The organism is Cupriavidus sp. UYPR2.512 (genome assembly GCF_000379565.1).
Taxonomy (GTDB): Bacteria; Pseudomonadota; Gammaproteobacteria; order Burkholderiales; family Burkholderiaceae; genus Cupriavidus.
The window spans coordinates 34,616-48,926 of the sequence record NZ_KB903098.1; the positions used below are offsets into that span (position 1 = coordinate 34,616).

Consider the following 14,311-nt stretch of genomic DNA (forward strand, 5'->3'; position numbering starts at 1 on the left):
CGGGGCGCTGGTAATCCGCTGTAATAAAAGCGCCGGGCGCCGAAATACGGGCGTCCGGGCCCGCACATTATCCTTGCGGCATGACGTGCCACCGGCGCCGCCGCATTGCGCGCCACACGGCACTTGCCAGCCTGCCGGCCACCCCGCGGCGCGCCCTCCCACACCGCGGGCCGGCGCCCGTGGCGTTGCGGCATACTGCTGCATCGTCACTTGCCAGACCGAACATTGCCGGCGCGCCGCGCGCGCCGCCCCAGGATTTGCGGACATGTCCAACCCCGAACAAGGCCAACCTACTCCCTCCCCGCCCCCCTCTTCGCGTCCGCCCGAGGGCACTCCGCCGCGGCGCACCGGCCGGCGCCGGCTGACCGCCGGGGTGCTAGTGCTGCTGCTCGCGGGGGGCGCCTGGTACTGGCATGCCCATCGCGGCCAGGCGCCGGAGCAGGCGGCGGGCGCGCAACGGGGCGCCAGCGGCCCGGGCGCGCGTGGAGGCGCCGGTGGGCCCGGCATGCCGCGCTCGCCCGTGGTGGTCGCCACCGTGGCCAAGCGCGATATGGACGTGGTGCTCAATGGCCTGGGCAATGTGACCCCGGTGTCCAACGTCACCGTGCGCGCGCAGGTGTCCGGCCCGCTGCTCAAGGTGCTGTTCAAGGAAGGCCAGATGGTCAGGGCCGGCGACGTGCTGGCCGAGATCGACCCGCGCCCGTTCCAGGCCGCGCTGGACCAGGCCGGGGGCCAGCTGGCGCGCGACCAGGCGCTGCTGCAGAACGCCAGGCTGGACCAGCAGCGCTACCGTACCCTGCTGGGGCAGGACTCGATCTCCAAGCAGCAGGTCGATACCCAGGACGCGCTGGTGCGCCAGTACGAGGGCGTGGTCAAGACCGACCAGGGCAATGTCGCCAACGCGCGCCTGCAGCTGGGGTACACCAGGATCGTGGCGCCGGTGTCGGGCCGCATAGGCCTGCGCCAGGTGGACCCGGGCAATATCGTCAACACCGGCGATACCAACGGCATCGCGCTGATCACGCAGATCCAGCCGATTGCCGTGATGTACACCATCCCCGAGGACAACCTGCCCTCGGTACTGAAGAAGCTCAATGCCGGCGAGAAGCTGCCGGTGCAGGCCTGGGACCGCCAGGTGCGCAACCAGCTGGGCGACGGCACGCTGCTGACCACCGACAACCAGATCGACACCACCACCGGCACGGTCAAGCTCAAGGCGGTCTTCCCCAATGAAGACGGCATGCTGTTCCCCAACCAGTTCGTCAACGTGCGCACGCGCGTCGATACCCTCAGGGACGCCACCGTGATCCCGGTCGCCGCAATCCAGCGCGGCCAGCAGGGCACCTTTGTCTACACCGTGGACGAGGCCAGCAAGGTCAAGGTGCAGGTGGTCACGCTGGGCCCGGGCGACGGCAGCCGCAATGCGGTGCTCAAGGGCCTGGAGCCCGGCCAGCGCGTGGTGGTGGACGGCGCCGACCGGCTCAAGGAAGGCATGACCGTAGAGGCCGTCGATCCGGCCGCGCGCGCCGCCGCGGTGGTGCCGGCCAGCCAGCCGCGCGGGCGCGGCCGCCGCAACCGGGACGGCGGCGCCAGCGGCGCGCACGCCGACGCCAGCGGGGCCGCGGCCCCCGGCGCTTCCGGCGCGGCCGGCGAACATCGCCGCCACCGCGACGCTGGCGCCAGCGCGCCGGGCGCCGATGGCCCCCGCCGCCAGCCGCAGTAAGGACCGCGCATGAACCCCTCACGCCTCTTCATCGAGCGCCCGGTCGCCACGGCGCTGCTGATGCTGGCCATCCTGCTGTCCGGGCTGGTGGCGTACCGGCTGCTGCCGCTGTCGGCGCTGCCCGAGGTCGACTACCCGACCATCCAGGTCACCACGCTCTACCCCGGCGCCAGCCCGGACGTGATGACCTCGTCGGTGACCGCGCCGCTGGAGCGCCAGTTCGGCCAGATGCCGGGCCTCAAGCAGATGTCGTCGTCCTCGTCCGGCGGCGCCTCGGTGATCACGCTGCAGTTCGAGCTGACGCTGCCGCTGGACGTGGCCGAGCAGGGGGTGCAGGCCGCCATCAACGCCGGCAGCAACCTGCTGCCGTCCGACCTGCCGATGCCGCCGGTCTACAGCAAGGTCAACCCGGCCGACGCGCCGATCATGACCATCGCCATGAACTCGGACACCATGCCGCTGCCCAAGCTGCAGGACATGGTCGACACGCGCGTGGCGCAGAAGATCTCGCAGATCCAGGGCGTGGGCCTGGTCACCATCAGCGGCGGCCAGCGCCCCGCGGTGCGCATCCAGGCCAACCCGGCCGCGCTGGCCTCGCTGGGCATGTCGATCGACGACCTGCGCACCGCCATCGGCGCCTCCAACGTGAACGGCGCCAAGGGCAGCTTCGACGGGCCGGCGCGCGCCTCCACCATCGACGCCAACGACCAGTTGCGCTCGGCCGACGAGTACCGCCAGATCATCCTGGCCTACAAGGACGGCGCGCCGATCCGCATCACCGACGTGGCCGAGATCGTCGACGGCCCCGAGAACAGCCGGCTGGCCGCCTGGGCCAACGACAAGCCCGCGATCGTGCTGAACATCCAGCGCCAGCCGGGCGCCAACGTGATCGAAGTGGTGGACCGCATCAAGGCGCTGCTGCCGCAGCTGCAGAATGCGCTGCCGGCCTCGGTCCATGTACAGCTGCTGACCGACCGCACCACCACCATCCGCGCCTCGGTCGAGGACGTGCAGTTCGAGCTGCTGCTGGCGATCGCGCTGGTGGTGCTGGTGATCTTCCTGTTCCTGCGCAATATACCGGCCACCATCATTCCGGGCGTGGCGGTGCCGCTGTCGCTGGTGGGCACCTTCGGCGTGATGTACCTGGCGGGGTTCTCGATCAACAACCTGACGCTGATGGCGCTGACCATCGCCACCGGCTTTGTGGTCGATGATGCGATCGTGATGATCGAGAACATCATGCGCTACATCGAAAAAGGCGATCCGCCGATGGCGGCGGCGCTGAAGGGATCGAAGCAGATTGGCTTCACCATCATCTCGCTGACCTTCTCGCTGGTGGCAGTGCTGATCCCGCTGCTGTTCATGGGCGATGTGGTCGGGCGCCTGTTCCGCGAGTTCGCGATCACGCTGGCGGTGTCGATCCTGATCTCGGCGGTGGTATCGCTGACGCTCACGCCGATGATGTGCGCACGCCTGCTGCACCATGTGCCGGAAGAGAAGCTGTCGCGCTTTCACCGCGCCAGCGGCCGCTTCTTCGACAACGTGATCGACCGCTACGGCCGCGCGCTGGAGTGGGTGCTGGACCGCCAGAAGGCCACGCTGGTGGTGGCCGTGGCCACGCTGGCGCTGACCGTGCTGCTGTACCTGCTGGTGCCCAAGGGCTTCTTCCCGGTGCAGGACACCGGCGTGATCCAGGGCATCACCGAGGCCGCGCAGACCACCTCGTTCGACGCCATGGCGCGCCGCCAGCAGGCCGTGGCCAAGGTGGTGATGCAGGACCCGGCAGTGGCAAGCCTGTCGTCGTTCATCGGCGTGGACGGCACCAACACCACGCTCAACGCCGGGCGCATGCTGATCAACCTCAAGCCCAAGGGCGAACGCGACCCCATCGAGGTGGTCACGCAGCGCCTGCAGCGGGCCGTGCACGAACTGGGCGGGGTGTCGCTGTACACGCAGCCGGTGCAGGACCTGACCATCGAGGACAAGGTTTCGCGCACGCAGTACCAGTTCACCGTCGAGGATCCCGATCCCGCAACGCTGGCAACGTGGGTGCCGAAGCTGGTCGAGCGCCTGCGCCAGGAGCCTGAGCTGCGCGATGTCACCAGCGACCAGCAGAACAACGGCCTGCGCGCCTATGTCGATATCGACCGCGACGCCGCGGCGCGCTTCGGCATCACCACCGCGGTGATCGACAGCGCGCTGTACAGCGCCTTCGGCCAGCGGCTGGTCTCCACCATCTTCACGCAATCCAGCCAGTACCGCGTGGTGCTCGAGACCATGCCCGAGTTCCGCAAGAGCCCGCAGTCGCTGGCCGACCTGCGCCTGCCCTCTTCTTCCGGCGGGCAAGTGCCGCTGGGCTCGTTCGCGCGCATCACGGAGCGCACCGGCCCGCTGGTGGTCAACCACCAGGGCCAGTTCCCCGCCGCGACGATCTCGTTCAACCTGGCCCCTGGCGAATCGCTGGGCGCCGCGGTCGACAAGATCACGCAGGTCGAGCATGAGCTGGGCCTGCCGATCTCGATGCAGACCAGCTTCCAGGGCGCCGCGCTGGCGTTCCGCGCGTCGCTGTCGAACACGCTGTGGCTGATCCTGGCCGCGGTGGTGACCATGTATATCGTGCTGGGCGTGCTGTATGAAAGCACCATCCACCCGGTCACCATCCTGTCGACGCTGCCATCGGCGGGCGTGGGCGCGCTGCTGGCACTGCTGTTGGCGGGGCAGGAACTGGGCATCATCGCGATCATCGGCGTGATCCTGCTGATCGGCATCGTCAAGAAGAACGCGATCATGATGATCGACTTCGCGCTCGAGGCCGAGCGCGAGGGCGGCATGCGCCCGCGCGACGCGATCTTCCAGGCCTGCCTGCTGCGTTTCCGCCCGATCCTGATGACTACCATGGCGGCCCTGCTGGCGGCGCTGCCTCTGATGCTGGGTTCCGGCATCGGCAGCGAGCTGCGCCGGCCGCTGGGCGTGACCATGGTGGGCGGCCTGCTGGTCAGCCAGGTGCTGACGCTGTTCACCACGCCGGTGATCTACCTGGCCTTCGACCGCATCGCCACGCGCGTGAAGGGCTGGCGCAAGCGCCGCTTCGGCGACCCTGAGGAAGGCGGCACCGGCGAGGAGCCGGCCCAGCGATGAACCTGTCCGCTGCCTTTATCCACCGGCCGGTCGCGACCGCACTGCTGACGCTCGGCATCCTGCTGGCCGGGCTGGCCGCGCTGCGGCTGCTGCCGGTGTCGCCGCTGCCGCAGGTGGACTTCCCCACCATCTCGGTGTCGGCGTCGCTGCCGGGCGCCAGCCCGGAGACCATGGCCGCCACCGTGGCCACGCCGCTGGAACGCGCGCTCGGCACCATCGCCGGCGTGACCGAGATCACCTCCAGCAGCTCGCTCGGCTCCACCCGGGTGACGCTGCAGTTCGACCTGTCGCGCAATATCGACGGCGCCGCGCGCGACGTGCAGGCGGCCATCAATGCCTCGCGCGCGACGCTGCCGACCAGCCTGCCCAACAACCCGACCTACCGCAAGGTCAACCCGGCCGACGCGCCGATCATGATCATCGCGCTGACCTCGCCGACCATGACACGCGGGCAGCTGTACGACGCGGCCTCGACCATCCTGGCGCAGAAGCTGTCACAGGTCGATGGCGTGGGCCAGGTCACCATCGGCGGGGCCTCGCTGCCGGCGGTGCGGGTCGAGCTGAACCCGACCGCGCTGAACCGCTACGGCATCTCGCTGGAAGACGTGCGCAACACCATCAGCGCGACCAACGCCAACCGGCCGCTGGGCACGCTGGAGAATGCAGCCAGCAACTGGCAGGTCTACGCCAACGACCAGGCGATGAAGGCGGAAGACTACATGCCGCTGATCATCCGCTACGCCACGCCGGGTACCTTCTCGTCGACGTCGGCGGGCGCGCTGATTGCCAGCACCGCCAACGCCGCCGCCAGCGGCGGCGTCAGCACCAAGGTAGTCAACGGCGTCACCGTGACCACGCTGACCACCAGCAGCGGCACCACCACCATCACCAGCGGGGCCACCGGCGGCACCAGTGCCACCAGCGGACCCAATTCGTTCGCGGTGCCGGTGCGGCTGCGCGACGTGGCCAATGTGGTGGATTCGGTGCAGGACATCCGCAATGCGGGCTCGGCCAATGGCAAGCCGTCGGTGCTGCTGGTGCTGAACCGCTCGCCGGGCGCCAACATCATCGAGACCGTCGACCGCGTCAACGAGATGCTGCCGCAGCTGCAGAAGATGATCCCGGCGGCGATCTCGATGGACGTGATGATGGACCGCACGCCCACCATCCGCGCCTCGCTGCGCGAGGTCGAGCACACGCTGATGATCTCGGTGGCGCTGGTGATCATGGTGGTGTTCGTGTTCCTGCGCAATGTGCGCGCCACCTTTATCCCCAGCGTGGCGGTGCCGGTGTCGCTGATCGGCACGTTCTCGGTGATGTACCTGGCCGGGTTCTCGCTGAACAACCTGTCGCTGATGGCGCTTACCATCGCCACCGGCTTTGTGGTGGACGATGCCATCGTGGTGCTGGAGAACATCTCGCGCCATATCGAGGAAGGCATGAAGCCGCTCGCCGCCGCGCTGCGCGGCGCGCGCGAGGTGGGCTTCACGGTGCTGTCGATGAGCCTGTCGCTGATCGCGGTGTTTATTCCGCTGCTGATGATGGGCGGCATCGTCGGCCGGCTGTTCCAGGAGTTCGCGATCACGCTTTCGGTGGCGATCCTGGTGTCGCTGGTGGTATCGCTGACCACCACGCCGATGATGTGCGCGCGCCTGCTGCGCCCGCCCGAGCCGGAAAAGCAGGGCCGCTTCTTCCGCGCCACCGAGCGCATGTTCCAGTGGCTGCACGACGGCTATGCGCGCTCGCTCGCCACGGCGCTGCGCTTCAGCCCGCTGGTATGGCTGGTGCTGATCGCGACCATTGCGCTCAACGTGTACCTGTACGTGATCGTGCCCAAGGGCTTCTTCCCGCAGCAGGACACGGGCCGGCTGATCGGCTTTATCCGCGCCGACCAGGCCACCTCGTTCCAGGCCATGCGCGGCAAGCTCGACAACTTCATCACCATCGTGCGCTCGGATCCAGCGGTGGAGAACGTGACCGGCTTTACCGGCGGCTCGCAGCGCAATACCGGGCAGATGTTCGTCACGCTCAAGCCGCTGTCTGAGCGCAAGGAATCGGCCGACGCCATCATTGCGCGGCTGCGCGGCAAGCTGGCCAAGGAGCCCGGCGCCAGCCTGTTCCTGCAGTCGGTGCAGGACATCCGCATCGGCGGGCGGCAAAGCAGTTCGCAGTACCAGTTCACGCTGCAGTCCGACGACCTGGAGGTGCTGCGCGCATGGGAGCCCAAAGTGCGCGCGGCGCTGTCCAACCTGAAGGGGTTGGAGGATATCGATACCGATACCAACGACAAGGGCCTGCAGACCTCGGTGATCATTGACCGCGACGCGGCCTCGCGCCTGGGCGTGACCGCGCAGCAGGTGGATGCGGTGCTCAACGATGCCTTCGGCCAGCGGCTGGTCTCGACCATCTATCATCCGCTCAACCAGTACCGCGTGGTGATGGAACTGAGCCAGGAGTACCTGCAGGGGCCCGATGCGCTCAAGGACATCTATGTGGTCACCGGCAACGGCAAACGCGTGCCGCTGGCGGCGTTCGCGCGCGTGACCCCGACCAGCACGCCGCTAGGCGTGAACCACCAGGGCCAGTTCGCCGCCTCGACGATCTCGTTCAACCTGGCCGAGGGCACCTCGCTGTCGCAGGCGACCGACGCGATCACGCGCGAGATGGCGCGCATCGGCGTGCCCGAGACGCTGCGCGCCAACTTCCAGGGCGGCGCCAAGGCGTTCCAGGATTCGCTCAAGAGCCAGCCGATCCTGATCCTGGCGGCGCTGATCACGATCTATATCGTGCTGGGCGTGCTGTATGAGAGTTACGTGCACCCGCTGACGATCCTGTCGACGCTGCCCTCGGCCGGCGTGGGCGCGCTGCTGGCGCTGCTGGCCTCGAAGACGGACTTCAGCATCATCGCGCTGATCGGCGTGATCCTGCTGATCGGCATCGTCAAGAAGAACGCGATCATGATGATCGACTTTGCCATCGATGCCGAGCGGCGCGAGGGGCTGTCGCCGCGCGACGCCATCTACCGCGCCTGCCTGCTGCGCTTCCGCCCGATCCTGATGACCACCATGGCGGCGCTGCTGGGCGCGGTGCCGCTGGCGATCGGCCGCGGCGACGGCGCCGAGCTGCGCGCGCCACTGGGCATCTCCATTGTCGGCGGGCTGGTGGTGAGCCAGCTGCTGACGCTGTACACCACGCCGGTGGTCTACCTGACGCTGGACCGCTGGCGCCTGAAGGTGAAGGCCTGGCGCCAGCGCCGCCGCAGTACTGGCACGCCGGACCAGCCGGCCGCCGTCTAGATTTGCGAAGACTCGACATGACAGTTCTTTCCCGCCTCCTGACTCATGCCCTGCCGGTGCCGCTGGCCTGCGCGCTGCTGCTGGCCGGCTGCGCCGTCGGCCCCGACTACCAGCGCCCCGGCGCGCCGGTCTCCGCATCCTTCAAGGAGGCCGATGCCACCGCCGCCTGGAGCGGCGACTGGAAGCCCGCCGAGCCGCAGGATGCGCTGGCGCGTGCCGGCTGGTGGACCGTGTTCGGCGATGCGCAGCTCGACGCGCTGATGTCCGAGGTGCAGATATCGAACCAGAACATCAAGGCCGCCGAGGCGCAGTACCGCCAGGCGGTGGCGTCGCTGCAGGCCGCGCGCGCCGGCTTCTTCCCGACCGTGGACGCACAGGCCGGCGCCTCGCGCGCCCGCGGCGCCAGCGGCAGCACGCTCAACGGGCAGAGCGCGACCCTGGGCGCAACCTGGGAAATCGACGTCTGGGGCCGCGTGCGGCGCCAGGTGGAAAGCAGCGAGGCCAGCGCACAGGCCAGCCAGGCCGACCTGGCCTCGACGCTGCTGTCGACGCAGGCCACGCTGGCGCAAAGCTACTTCCTGCTGCGCGTGGCCGATGCGCAGAAGGCGCTGCTGGACCGCACCGTGGCCGACTACCAGAAGTCGCTGCAGCTGGTGCAGAACCAGTACGCCGCCGGCACCGCGCAGCGCTCGGACGTGCTGCAGTCCGAGACCCAGCTCAAGAGCGCGCAGGCGCAGCAGATCGACATCCAGATCACGCGCGCACAGCTGGAGCACGCCATCGCCGTGCTGGTGGGCAAGCCACCCGCGGCGCTGACGCTGGCCGCCGACGACTTCCGCGCCGCGCCGCCGCGCGTGCCGGCCGCGGTGCCGTCGCAATTGCTGGAGCGCCGCCCCGACATCGGCGCGGCCGAGCGCCGCATGGCCTCGGCCAATGCGCAGATCGGCGTGGCCCAGGCGGCCTACTACCCGACCCTGTCGCTGTCGGCCAGCGGCGGCCTGACCGCCAGCACGCTGGCGCGCTGGATGTCGCTGCCGGACCGGATCTGGTCGATCGGCGGCGGGCTGGCCGGCACGCTGTTCGACGGCGGTGCGCGCAGCGCGGCCAAGGCGCAGGCAGTGGCGGCCTACGACCAGACCGTGGCCAACTACCGCCAGACCGTGCTCGGCGCATTCCAGGAAGTCGAGGACAATCTCGCTGCGCAACGGCTGCTGGAACAGGAAGCGGTGGTGCAGAACGACGCGCTGCGCTCGGCGCGCGAGGCACTGGCGCTGGTGAACAACCGCTACCGCGCCGGCACCGCGGGCCTGCTCGACGTGCTGACGGCGCAGACCAGCGCCTATACCGCCGAGCGCACCGCACTGTCGATCGCCGGCCGCCAGTACACGGCGGCGGTGGTGCTGATCAAGGCGCTGGGCGGCGGCTGGCATGCGCCCGGCGCGGCGGCTGCGCCGGCACAGGCCGGTACGAACCAGGCCGTCAGCCAGCGCTAGCCGCGGGCGCGCGCGGCAGCGGCTGACGGCAGATGCGCTCGCGCAGCCAGGTGGCGGCCTTGCCCAGCGGCCGCTGCTTGTGCCAGACCAGTTCCATCGCCACCGGCCAGTCCTGCTGCTGGAACGCCAGCGGCGGCGACACCAGCTGCGCCGCGGCCGGTGAATTGGCCACCACGTGCCACGGCACGAAGGCCCAGCCCAGCCCGCGCTTGACCAGTTCCACGATGACCCACTGGCTTTCCACCCACCACACGTCGGCGGCCACGCGCAGGCGCATCTTCTCTTCGCTGGCGGTGCGGGTCGCGACCATCAGCTGGCGGTAGCGCTTGAGCTCTTCCCAGTCCACGCGCTGGCCGGCCAGCGGATGCCCGGGCGCGCACAGGATCTGCATCGGCACCCAGCCCAGCGCATGGAAGCCCAGCGCCGGCGGCAGCACCTCCTGCCGCCACATGATGCCCAGGTCGGCGCCGCCTTCCAGCACCAGCCGGCTGACGTCCTCCATCAGCGGAAACAGCAGCTCAAGCTCCACCGCCGGGAAGCGGCTGGAGAACTCTTCCAGAAGCATGCCCAGCGTCTCTTCCGGATAGAGCTCGTCCACCGCCAGCACCAGCCGCGTCTCCACGCCCTCGCCCAGGCTCTTGGCCACGCCGCGGAAGTGCTCGCAGCGCTCCAGGATCACGCGCGCCTCGGCCAGCAGCCGCTCGCCCGCGGGGGTCAGTACCGGGTAACGGCCGGAGCGGTCGAACAGCGCGTTGCCGGCGTCGATTTCCAGGTTGGACACCGCCGCGCTGACCACCGACTGCGCCTTGCCGAGCCGGCGCGCGGCGGCCGAGAACGAACCGGTGTCAGCCGCCGCGACGAATGCCTGCAATTGCTCGATGGAGAGGCTCATAAATAACTTTAAACGTTTATTTATCTGTTTTGCAGATAGTATCCAACTTGGCAATCCCTACCCAGCAGATAGACTAGCTTCCATCGCGTTTGACACGCAAGGAGAACAACGATGCGCAAGACCTGGGACCGGATTCGCCACGCCGTCGGCTTCGAGGCGGTCGGCCTGCTGATTTTCGCGCCGCTGGCCAGCTGGGCCTTCGGCTATGAATTGCACGAGATGGGCGTGATCGGCGCGGTCGCCTCGCTGATTGCCACCGGCTGGAATTACCTCTACAACGTGCTGTTCGACAAGGGCATGCTGCGGTTCACCGGCCAGCTGCGCAAGTCGGTACGGGTGCGCGTGCTGCACGCCGTGCTGTTCGAGCTGGGCCTGCTGGTGGTGTTCCTGCCGTCGGTGGCCTGGTACCTGGGTATCAGCCTGGTCGACGCGCTCATCATGGACATTGCCGTGGCCGGCTTCTATATGGTCTACGCGCTGGTGTACAACTGGCTGTACGACATTGTCTTCCCGGTGCCTTCGCTGAAGGCACAACCCAAGCCGGAAGGCGCCGCGCTTAGCTGAACGCGGGTTTTTCCCGACCCCGGAGGGATCACTTCGGGGTCTTTCCCGTCTTGCCGCGAGTGGCCGAATTGTTATACTACATAACAAATTCAACCGGGCCGGATGCGGCGCCCTGCGCGTGCGCATCGGCGCAATCTGCACGCGGGGAGACACCATGAAGATCGCAATCGCCGGTGGCGGCATCGGCGGACTGACGCTGGCGCTGCTGTGCCACCGCCACGGCATCGAGGCCGAGGTCTGGGAGGCCAGCGAAACGCTGCGCCCGCTGGGCGTGGGCATCAACCTGCTGCCGCACGCCGTGCGCATCCTGTCCGAGCTGGGACTGCGCGACGCGCTGGCGGAAATCGCCATCGAGACTTCATCGCTCTCCTACTACAACAAGCGCGGCCAGCGCATCTGGCATGAACCGCGCGGGCTCGCGGCCGGCTATGACTGGCCGCAGTTCTCGATCCACCGCGGCGAATTCCAGATGCTGCTGCACCGCACGGTGGTGGAGCGTCTGGGCGCCGACGCCGTACATACTGGCCACAGCTTCGAAACCGTGCTGGACAGCGGCGCGCGCGGCCAGGCGCGCTTCGCCCTGCGCCGGCGTACCGACAATGCCGAGGTCCAGGCCAGCGCCGACGTGCTGGTCGGCGCCGACGGCATCCACTCGGCGGTGCGCCGCCACTTCTACCCCACCGGCGACCTGCCTCGCTTCTCACGCCGCCTGCTGTGGCGCGCGGTCACCGAGGCGCCGCCCTACCTGGACGGGCGCTCGATGTTCATGGCCGGCCACCAGGACCAGAAGTTCGTGGCCTATCCCATTTCGGAGCCGCTGCGCCGCCAGGGCCGCTCACTGGTCAACTGGATTGCCGAGCTGCGCGTGCCCGACAGCTTTCCCGACACCCCGCCGCGCAGTGACTGGAACAAGCAGGTCGACAAAGCCGTGTTCCGCGCCGCATTTGCCGACTGGCAGTGGGACTGGATCGACATCCCCGCACTGATCGACGGTGCCGAGGCGATCTACGAATTCCCGATGGTCGACAAGGACCCGCTACCGCGCTGGACCTTCGACCGCGTCACGCTGCTGGGCGACGCCGCGCACCCGATGTACCCGATCGGCTCGAACGGCAGCGCCCAGGCCATCCTGGACGCGCGCTACCTGGTCGACAGCCTGCTCGGCACCCCCGACACCGGCTACGCGCTGCGCGAATACGAGGCCGAGCGCCTGCCGCGCACCGCCGGCATCGTGCTGCGCAACCGGATGAACGGCCCCGAGCAGGTGATGCAGCTGGCCGAGGAACGCGCGCCGCAGGGCTTTGCCGATATCGGGCAGGTGATCCCGCACGCGGAGCTTGAGGCGATCTCGCAGCGGTACAAGCAGCTGGCGGGATTCGACCGGCAGTCGATGCAGGGCAGCCGGTAAGTCCGGCAAGGCCGGAGCTACGACAATAACATCGAGAGAGGAGACACCATGGCGCCCCTGACCACCACCAAGCTGGCCCGCCTTGCGCTGGCCGCTGCACTTGCCTTCTGCGCCGGCGGCGCGCTTGCCGAGATCATCGTCGGCGTCAGCCTGTCCGCCACCGGCCCGTCGGCGTCGCTTGGCATCCCGCAGAAGAACTCGCTGGCCTACCTGCCGCAGAAGATCGGCGGCGAGGCGGTGCGCTACATCGTGCTGGACGATGCCTCGGACCCCACGCAGGGCGCCAAGGTGGCGCGCCGCTTTGTCTCCGAGGACAAGGTCGACATCATCCTGGGCTCGTCCGCGGTGGCGCCGTCGATCGCCATTGCCGAGGTGGCCGATGAAGCCCAGACCGTGCAGCTGGCGTTCTCGCCGATCGAACTGAAGCCCGGGCGCGGCGCCTGGACCTTCCGGCTGGCACAGCCGGTGCGGCTGATGGCCAATGCGGTGGCTGCCACCGCCAAGACCAACGGCGTCAAGACCATCGGCTTTATCGGTTTTGCCGATGCCTACGGCGAGACCTGGCTGAAGGACTTCACCGCCGCCGCCAGTGCCAACGGCATCCGCCTGATTGCCACCGAGCGCTACGGACGCGCCGATACCAGCGTGACCGCGCAGGCCATCAAGCTGATTGCCGCCAGGCCCGATGCCATCCTGATCGCCGGCGCCGGCACCGGCGCCGCGCTGCCGCACACCACGCTGCGCGAGCGCGGCTATGGCGGCACCATCTACCACACCCATGGCGCCGCCACCAAGGACCTGATCCGCATCGGCGGGCGCCTGGTCAATGGCGCGATCCTGCCGGCCGGGCCGGTGATCGTGCCGGAGCAGTTGCCCGCGGGCGACCCGGTGCGCAAGCCGGGGCTGGACTACGTCACCCGGTATGAGAAGCAGTACGGTGCCGACAGCCGCACCCAGTTCGGCGCCCATGCCTACGACGCCGGGCTGGTGCTGGAGCGCATCGTGCCGGCGGCGCTCAAGCACGCCAGGCCGGGGACGCCGGCGTTCCGCCAAGCGCTGCGGCAGGCGCTGGAGACCGAACGCGACATCGTGGTCTCGCACGGCGTGCTGAATTACAGTGGGCAAGACCACTATGGCTTCGACCAGCGCGGGCGCGTTATGCTGACAATAGAGAACGGCAACTGGAAACTGCTCAAATGAGTCCTGACGCATCCGGCACACCGCCCGCCGCCCCCAGGCGGCCGGGCAGCACCACCACCGCGTCCGCGCGGCGCAAGGCGCGGGACCCGCTCGCGCCGGATCCGGCCGCAAGCGGCGGTGCCGATGCCGGTTTCGACCCGCATGTGCCGAATATCGACTATGGCGTGCTCGACAACCTGATCGGCTACGCGATCCGCCGCGCGCAGATCCGCATCTATGAAGACTTCGTGCTGTCGCTGGCGCAATGGCAGATCACGCCGCCGCGCTTTTCGGCGCTGATCATCATTTCGCGCAACCCGCACCTGAAGCTGACCGAGCTGGCGCAGATCCTCGGCATCGCCCGCTCGGGGGCGGTGCTGCTGGTCGACGCGCTGGAAGAGATGAACCTGGTGGCGCGCCGCCCGGCCGCCGGGGATCGCCGCGCCTACAGCCTGGTGCTGACGGCAGCCGGCCGCCGCACGCTGGAAGCCGCCACGCAGGCGGTAGTGGCGCACGACACGCACGTCGGCTCGGCGCTGACCGAGGCCGAGCAGGCCACGCTGAAGTCGCTGCTGGCGCGGCTGGCGCCGCCGCGGGCCGGCTGAGGGCAGTCGGCAA

General features: G+C 68.9%; 9 protein-coding genes. 8 read left to right on the top strand and 1 reads right to left on the bottom strand.

What is annotated here, in order from left to right; genetic code table 11:
- Positions 1 to 265 precede the first annotated feature (265 nt).
- The 4 genes from A3A5_RS0122265 to A3A5_RS0122280 are packed head-to-tail and all read left to right on the top strand — an operon-like array spanning position 266 to position 9,650.
- Positions 266 to 1,723 (top strand): MdtA/MuxA family multidrug efflux RND transporter periplasmic adaptor subunit, encoded by a 1,458-nt coding sequence (locus A3A5_RS0122265; RefSeq protein WP_026201009.1) that lies wholly within the window; start codon positions 266 to 268, stop codon positions 1,721 to 1,723.
- 9 nt (positions 1,724 to 1,732) lie between these two features.
- On the top strand, positions 1,733 to 4,861 hold the full coding sequence (locus tag A3A5_RS0122270) for an MdtB/MuxB family multidrug efflux RND transporter permease subunit (RefSeq protein WP_018312723.1): 3,129 nt from the start codon (positions 1,733 to 1,735) through the stop codon (positions 4,859 to 4,861).
- Positions 4,858 to 8,157, top strand: a complete 3,300-nt coding sequence (locus tag A3A5_RS0122275; protein ID WP_018312724.1) for an efflux RND transporter permease subunit — start codon at positions 4,858 to 4,860, stop codon at positions 8,155 to 8,157. The genes A3A5_RS0122270 and A3A5_RS0122275 overlap by 4 nt, the downstream gene beginning before the upstream one ends.
- A gap of 17 nt (positions 8,158 to 8,174) precedes the next feature.
- A complete protein-coding gene (locus tag A3A5_RS0122280; protein WP_035813358.1) occupies positions 8,175 to 9,650 on the top strand; it encodes an efflux transporter outer membrane subunit in 1,476 nt (491 codons plus the stop codon).
- On the opposite strand, the gene A3A5_RS0122285 is transcribed toward A3A5_RS0122280, so the two are convergent.
- On the bottom strand, positions 9,637 to 10,542 hold the full coding sequence (locus A3A5_RS0122285; protein WP_018312726.1) for a LysR family transcriptional regulator: 906 nt from the start codon (positions 10,540 to 10,542) through the stop codon (positions 9,637 to 9,639). The two genes, A3A5_RS0122280 and A3A5_RS0122285, sit on opposite strands and share 14 nt — an antisense overlap.
- A gap of 111 nt (positions 10,543 to 10,653) precedes the next feature.
- Here A3A5_RS0122285 and A3A5_RS0122290 point away from each other — a divergent pair, with 111 nt between their 5' ends.
- The 4 genes from A3A5_RS0122290 (at position 10,654) to A3A5_RS0122305 (ending at position 14,298) form a co-directional block, all read left to right on the top strand.
- Positions 10,654 to 11,106 carry a PACE efflux transporter gene (locus A3A5_RS0122290; protein WP_018312727.1) on the top strand — a complete coding sequence of 151 codons (453 nt, stop codon included), beginning with the start codon at positions 10,654 to 10,656 and terminating at the stop codon, positions 11,104 to 11,106.
- A 154-nt stretch (positions 11,107 to 11,260) separates the two neighbouring features.
- A complete protein-coding gene (locus tag A3A5_RS0122295; RefSeq protein ID WP_018312728.1) occupies positions 11,261 to 12,514 on the top strand; it encodes a flavin-dependent oxidoreductase in 1,254 nt (417 codons plus the stop codon).
- Between the two features lie 48 nt (positions 12,515 to 12,562).
- Positions 12,563 to 13,714 carry an ABC transporter substrate-binding protein gene (locus A3A5_RS0122300; RefSeq protein ID WP_018312729.1) on the top strand — a complete coding sequence of 384 codons (1,152 nt, stop codon included), beginning with the start codon at positions 12,563 to 12,565 and terminating at the stop codon, positions 13,712 to 13,714.
- Complete coding sequence (locus A3A5_RS0122305) at positions 13,711 to 14,298, top strand: MarR family winged helix-turn-helix transcriptional regulator (protein WP_018312730.1); 588 nt, start codon at positions 13,711 to 13,713, stop codon at positions 14,296 to 14,298. Before A3A5_RS0122300 ends, A3A5_RS0122305 begins: the two co-directional genes overlap by 4 nt.
- Positions 14,299 to 14,311 lie beyond the last annotated feature (13 nt).

Coding starts and splice junctions, on each gene's coding strand:
- A3A5_RS0122265 (WP_026201009.1), top strand. CDS start 266: ATGTCCAACCCCGAACAAGGCCAACCTACTCCCTCCCCGCCCCCCTCT.
- A3A5_RS0122270 (WP_018312723.1), top strand. CDS start 1,733: ATGAACCCCTCACGCCTCTTCATCGAGCGCCCGGTCGCCACGGCGCTG.
- A3A5_RS0122275 (WP_018312724.1), top strand. CDS start 4,858: ATGAACCTGTCCGCTGCCTTTATCCACCGGCCGGTCGCGACCGCACTG.
- A3A5_RS0122280 (WP_035813358.1), top strand. CDS start 8,175: ATGACAGTTCTTTCCCGCCTCCTGACTCATGCCCTGCCGGTGCCGCTG.
- A3A5_RS0122285 (WP_018312726.1), bottom strand. CDS start 10,542: ATGAGCCTCTCCATCGAGCAATTGCAGGCATTCGTCGCGGCGGCTGAC.
- A3A5_RS0122290 (WP_018312727.1), top strand. CDS start 10,654: ATGCGCAAGACCTGGGACCGGATTCGCCACGCCGTCGGCTTCGAGGCG.
- A3A5_RS0122295 (WP_018312728.1), top strand. CDS start 11,261: ATGAAGATCGCAATCGCCGGTGGCGGCATCGGCGGACTGACGCTGGCG.
- A3A5_RS0122300 (WP_018312729.1), top strand. CDS start 12,563: ATGGCGCCCCTGACCACCACCAAGCTGGCCCGCCTTGCGCTGGCCGCT.
- A3A5_RS0122305 (WP_018312730.1), top strand. CDS start 13,711: ATGAGTCCTGACGCATCCGGCACACCGCCCGCCGCCCCCAGGCGGCCG.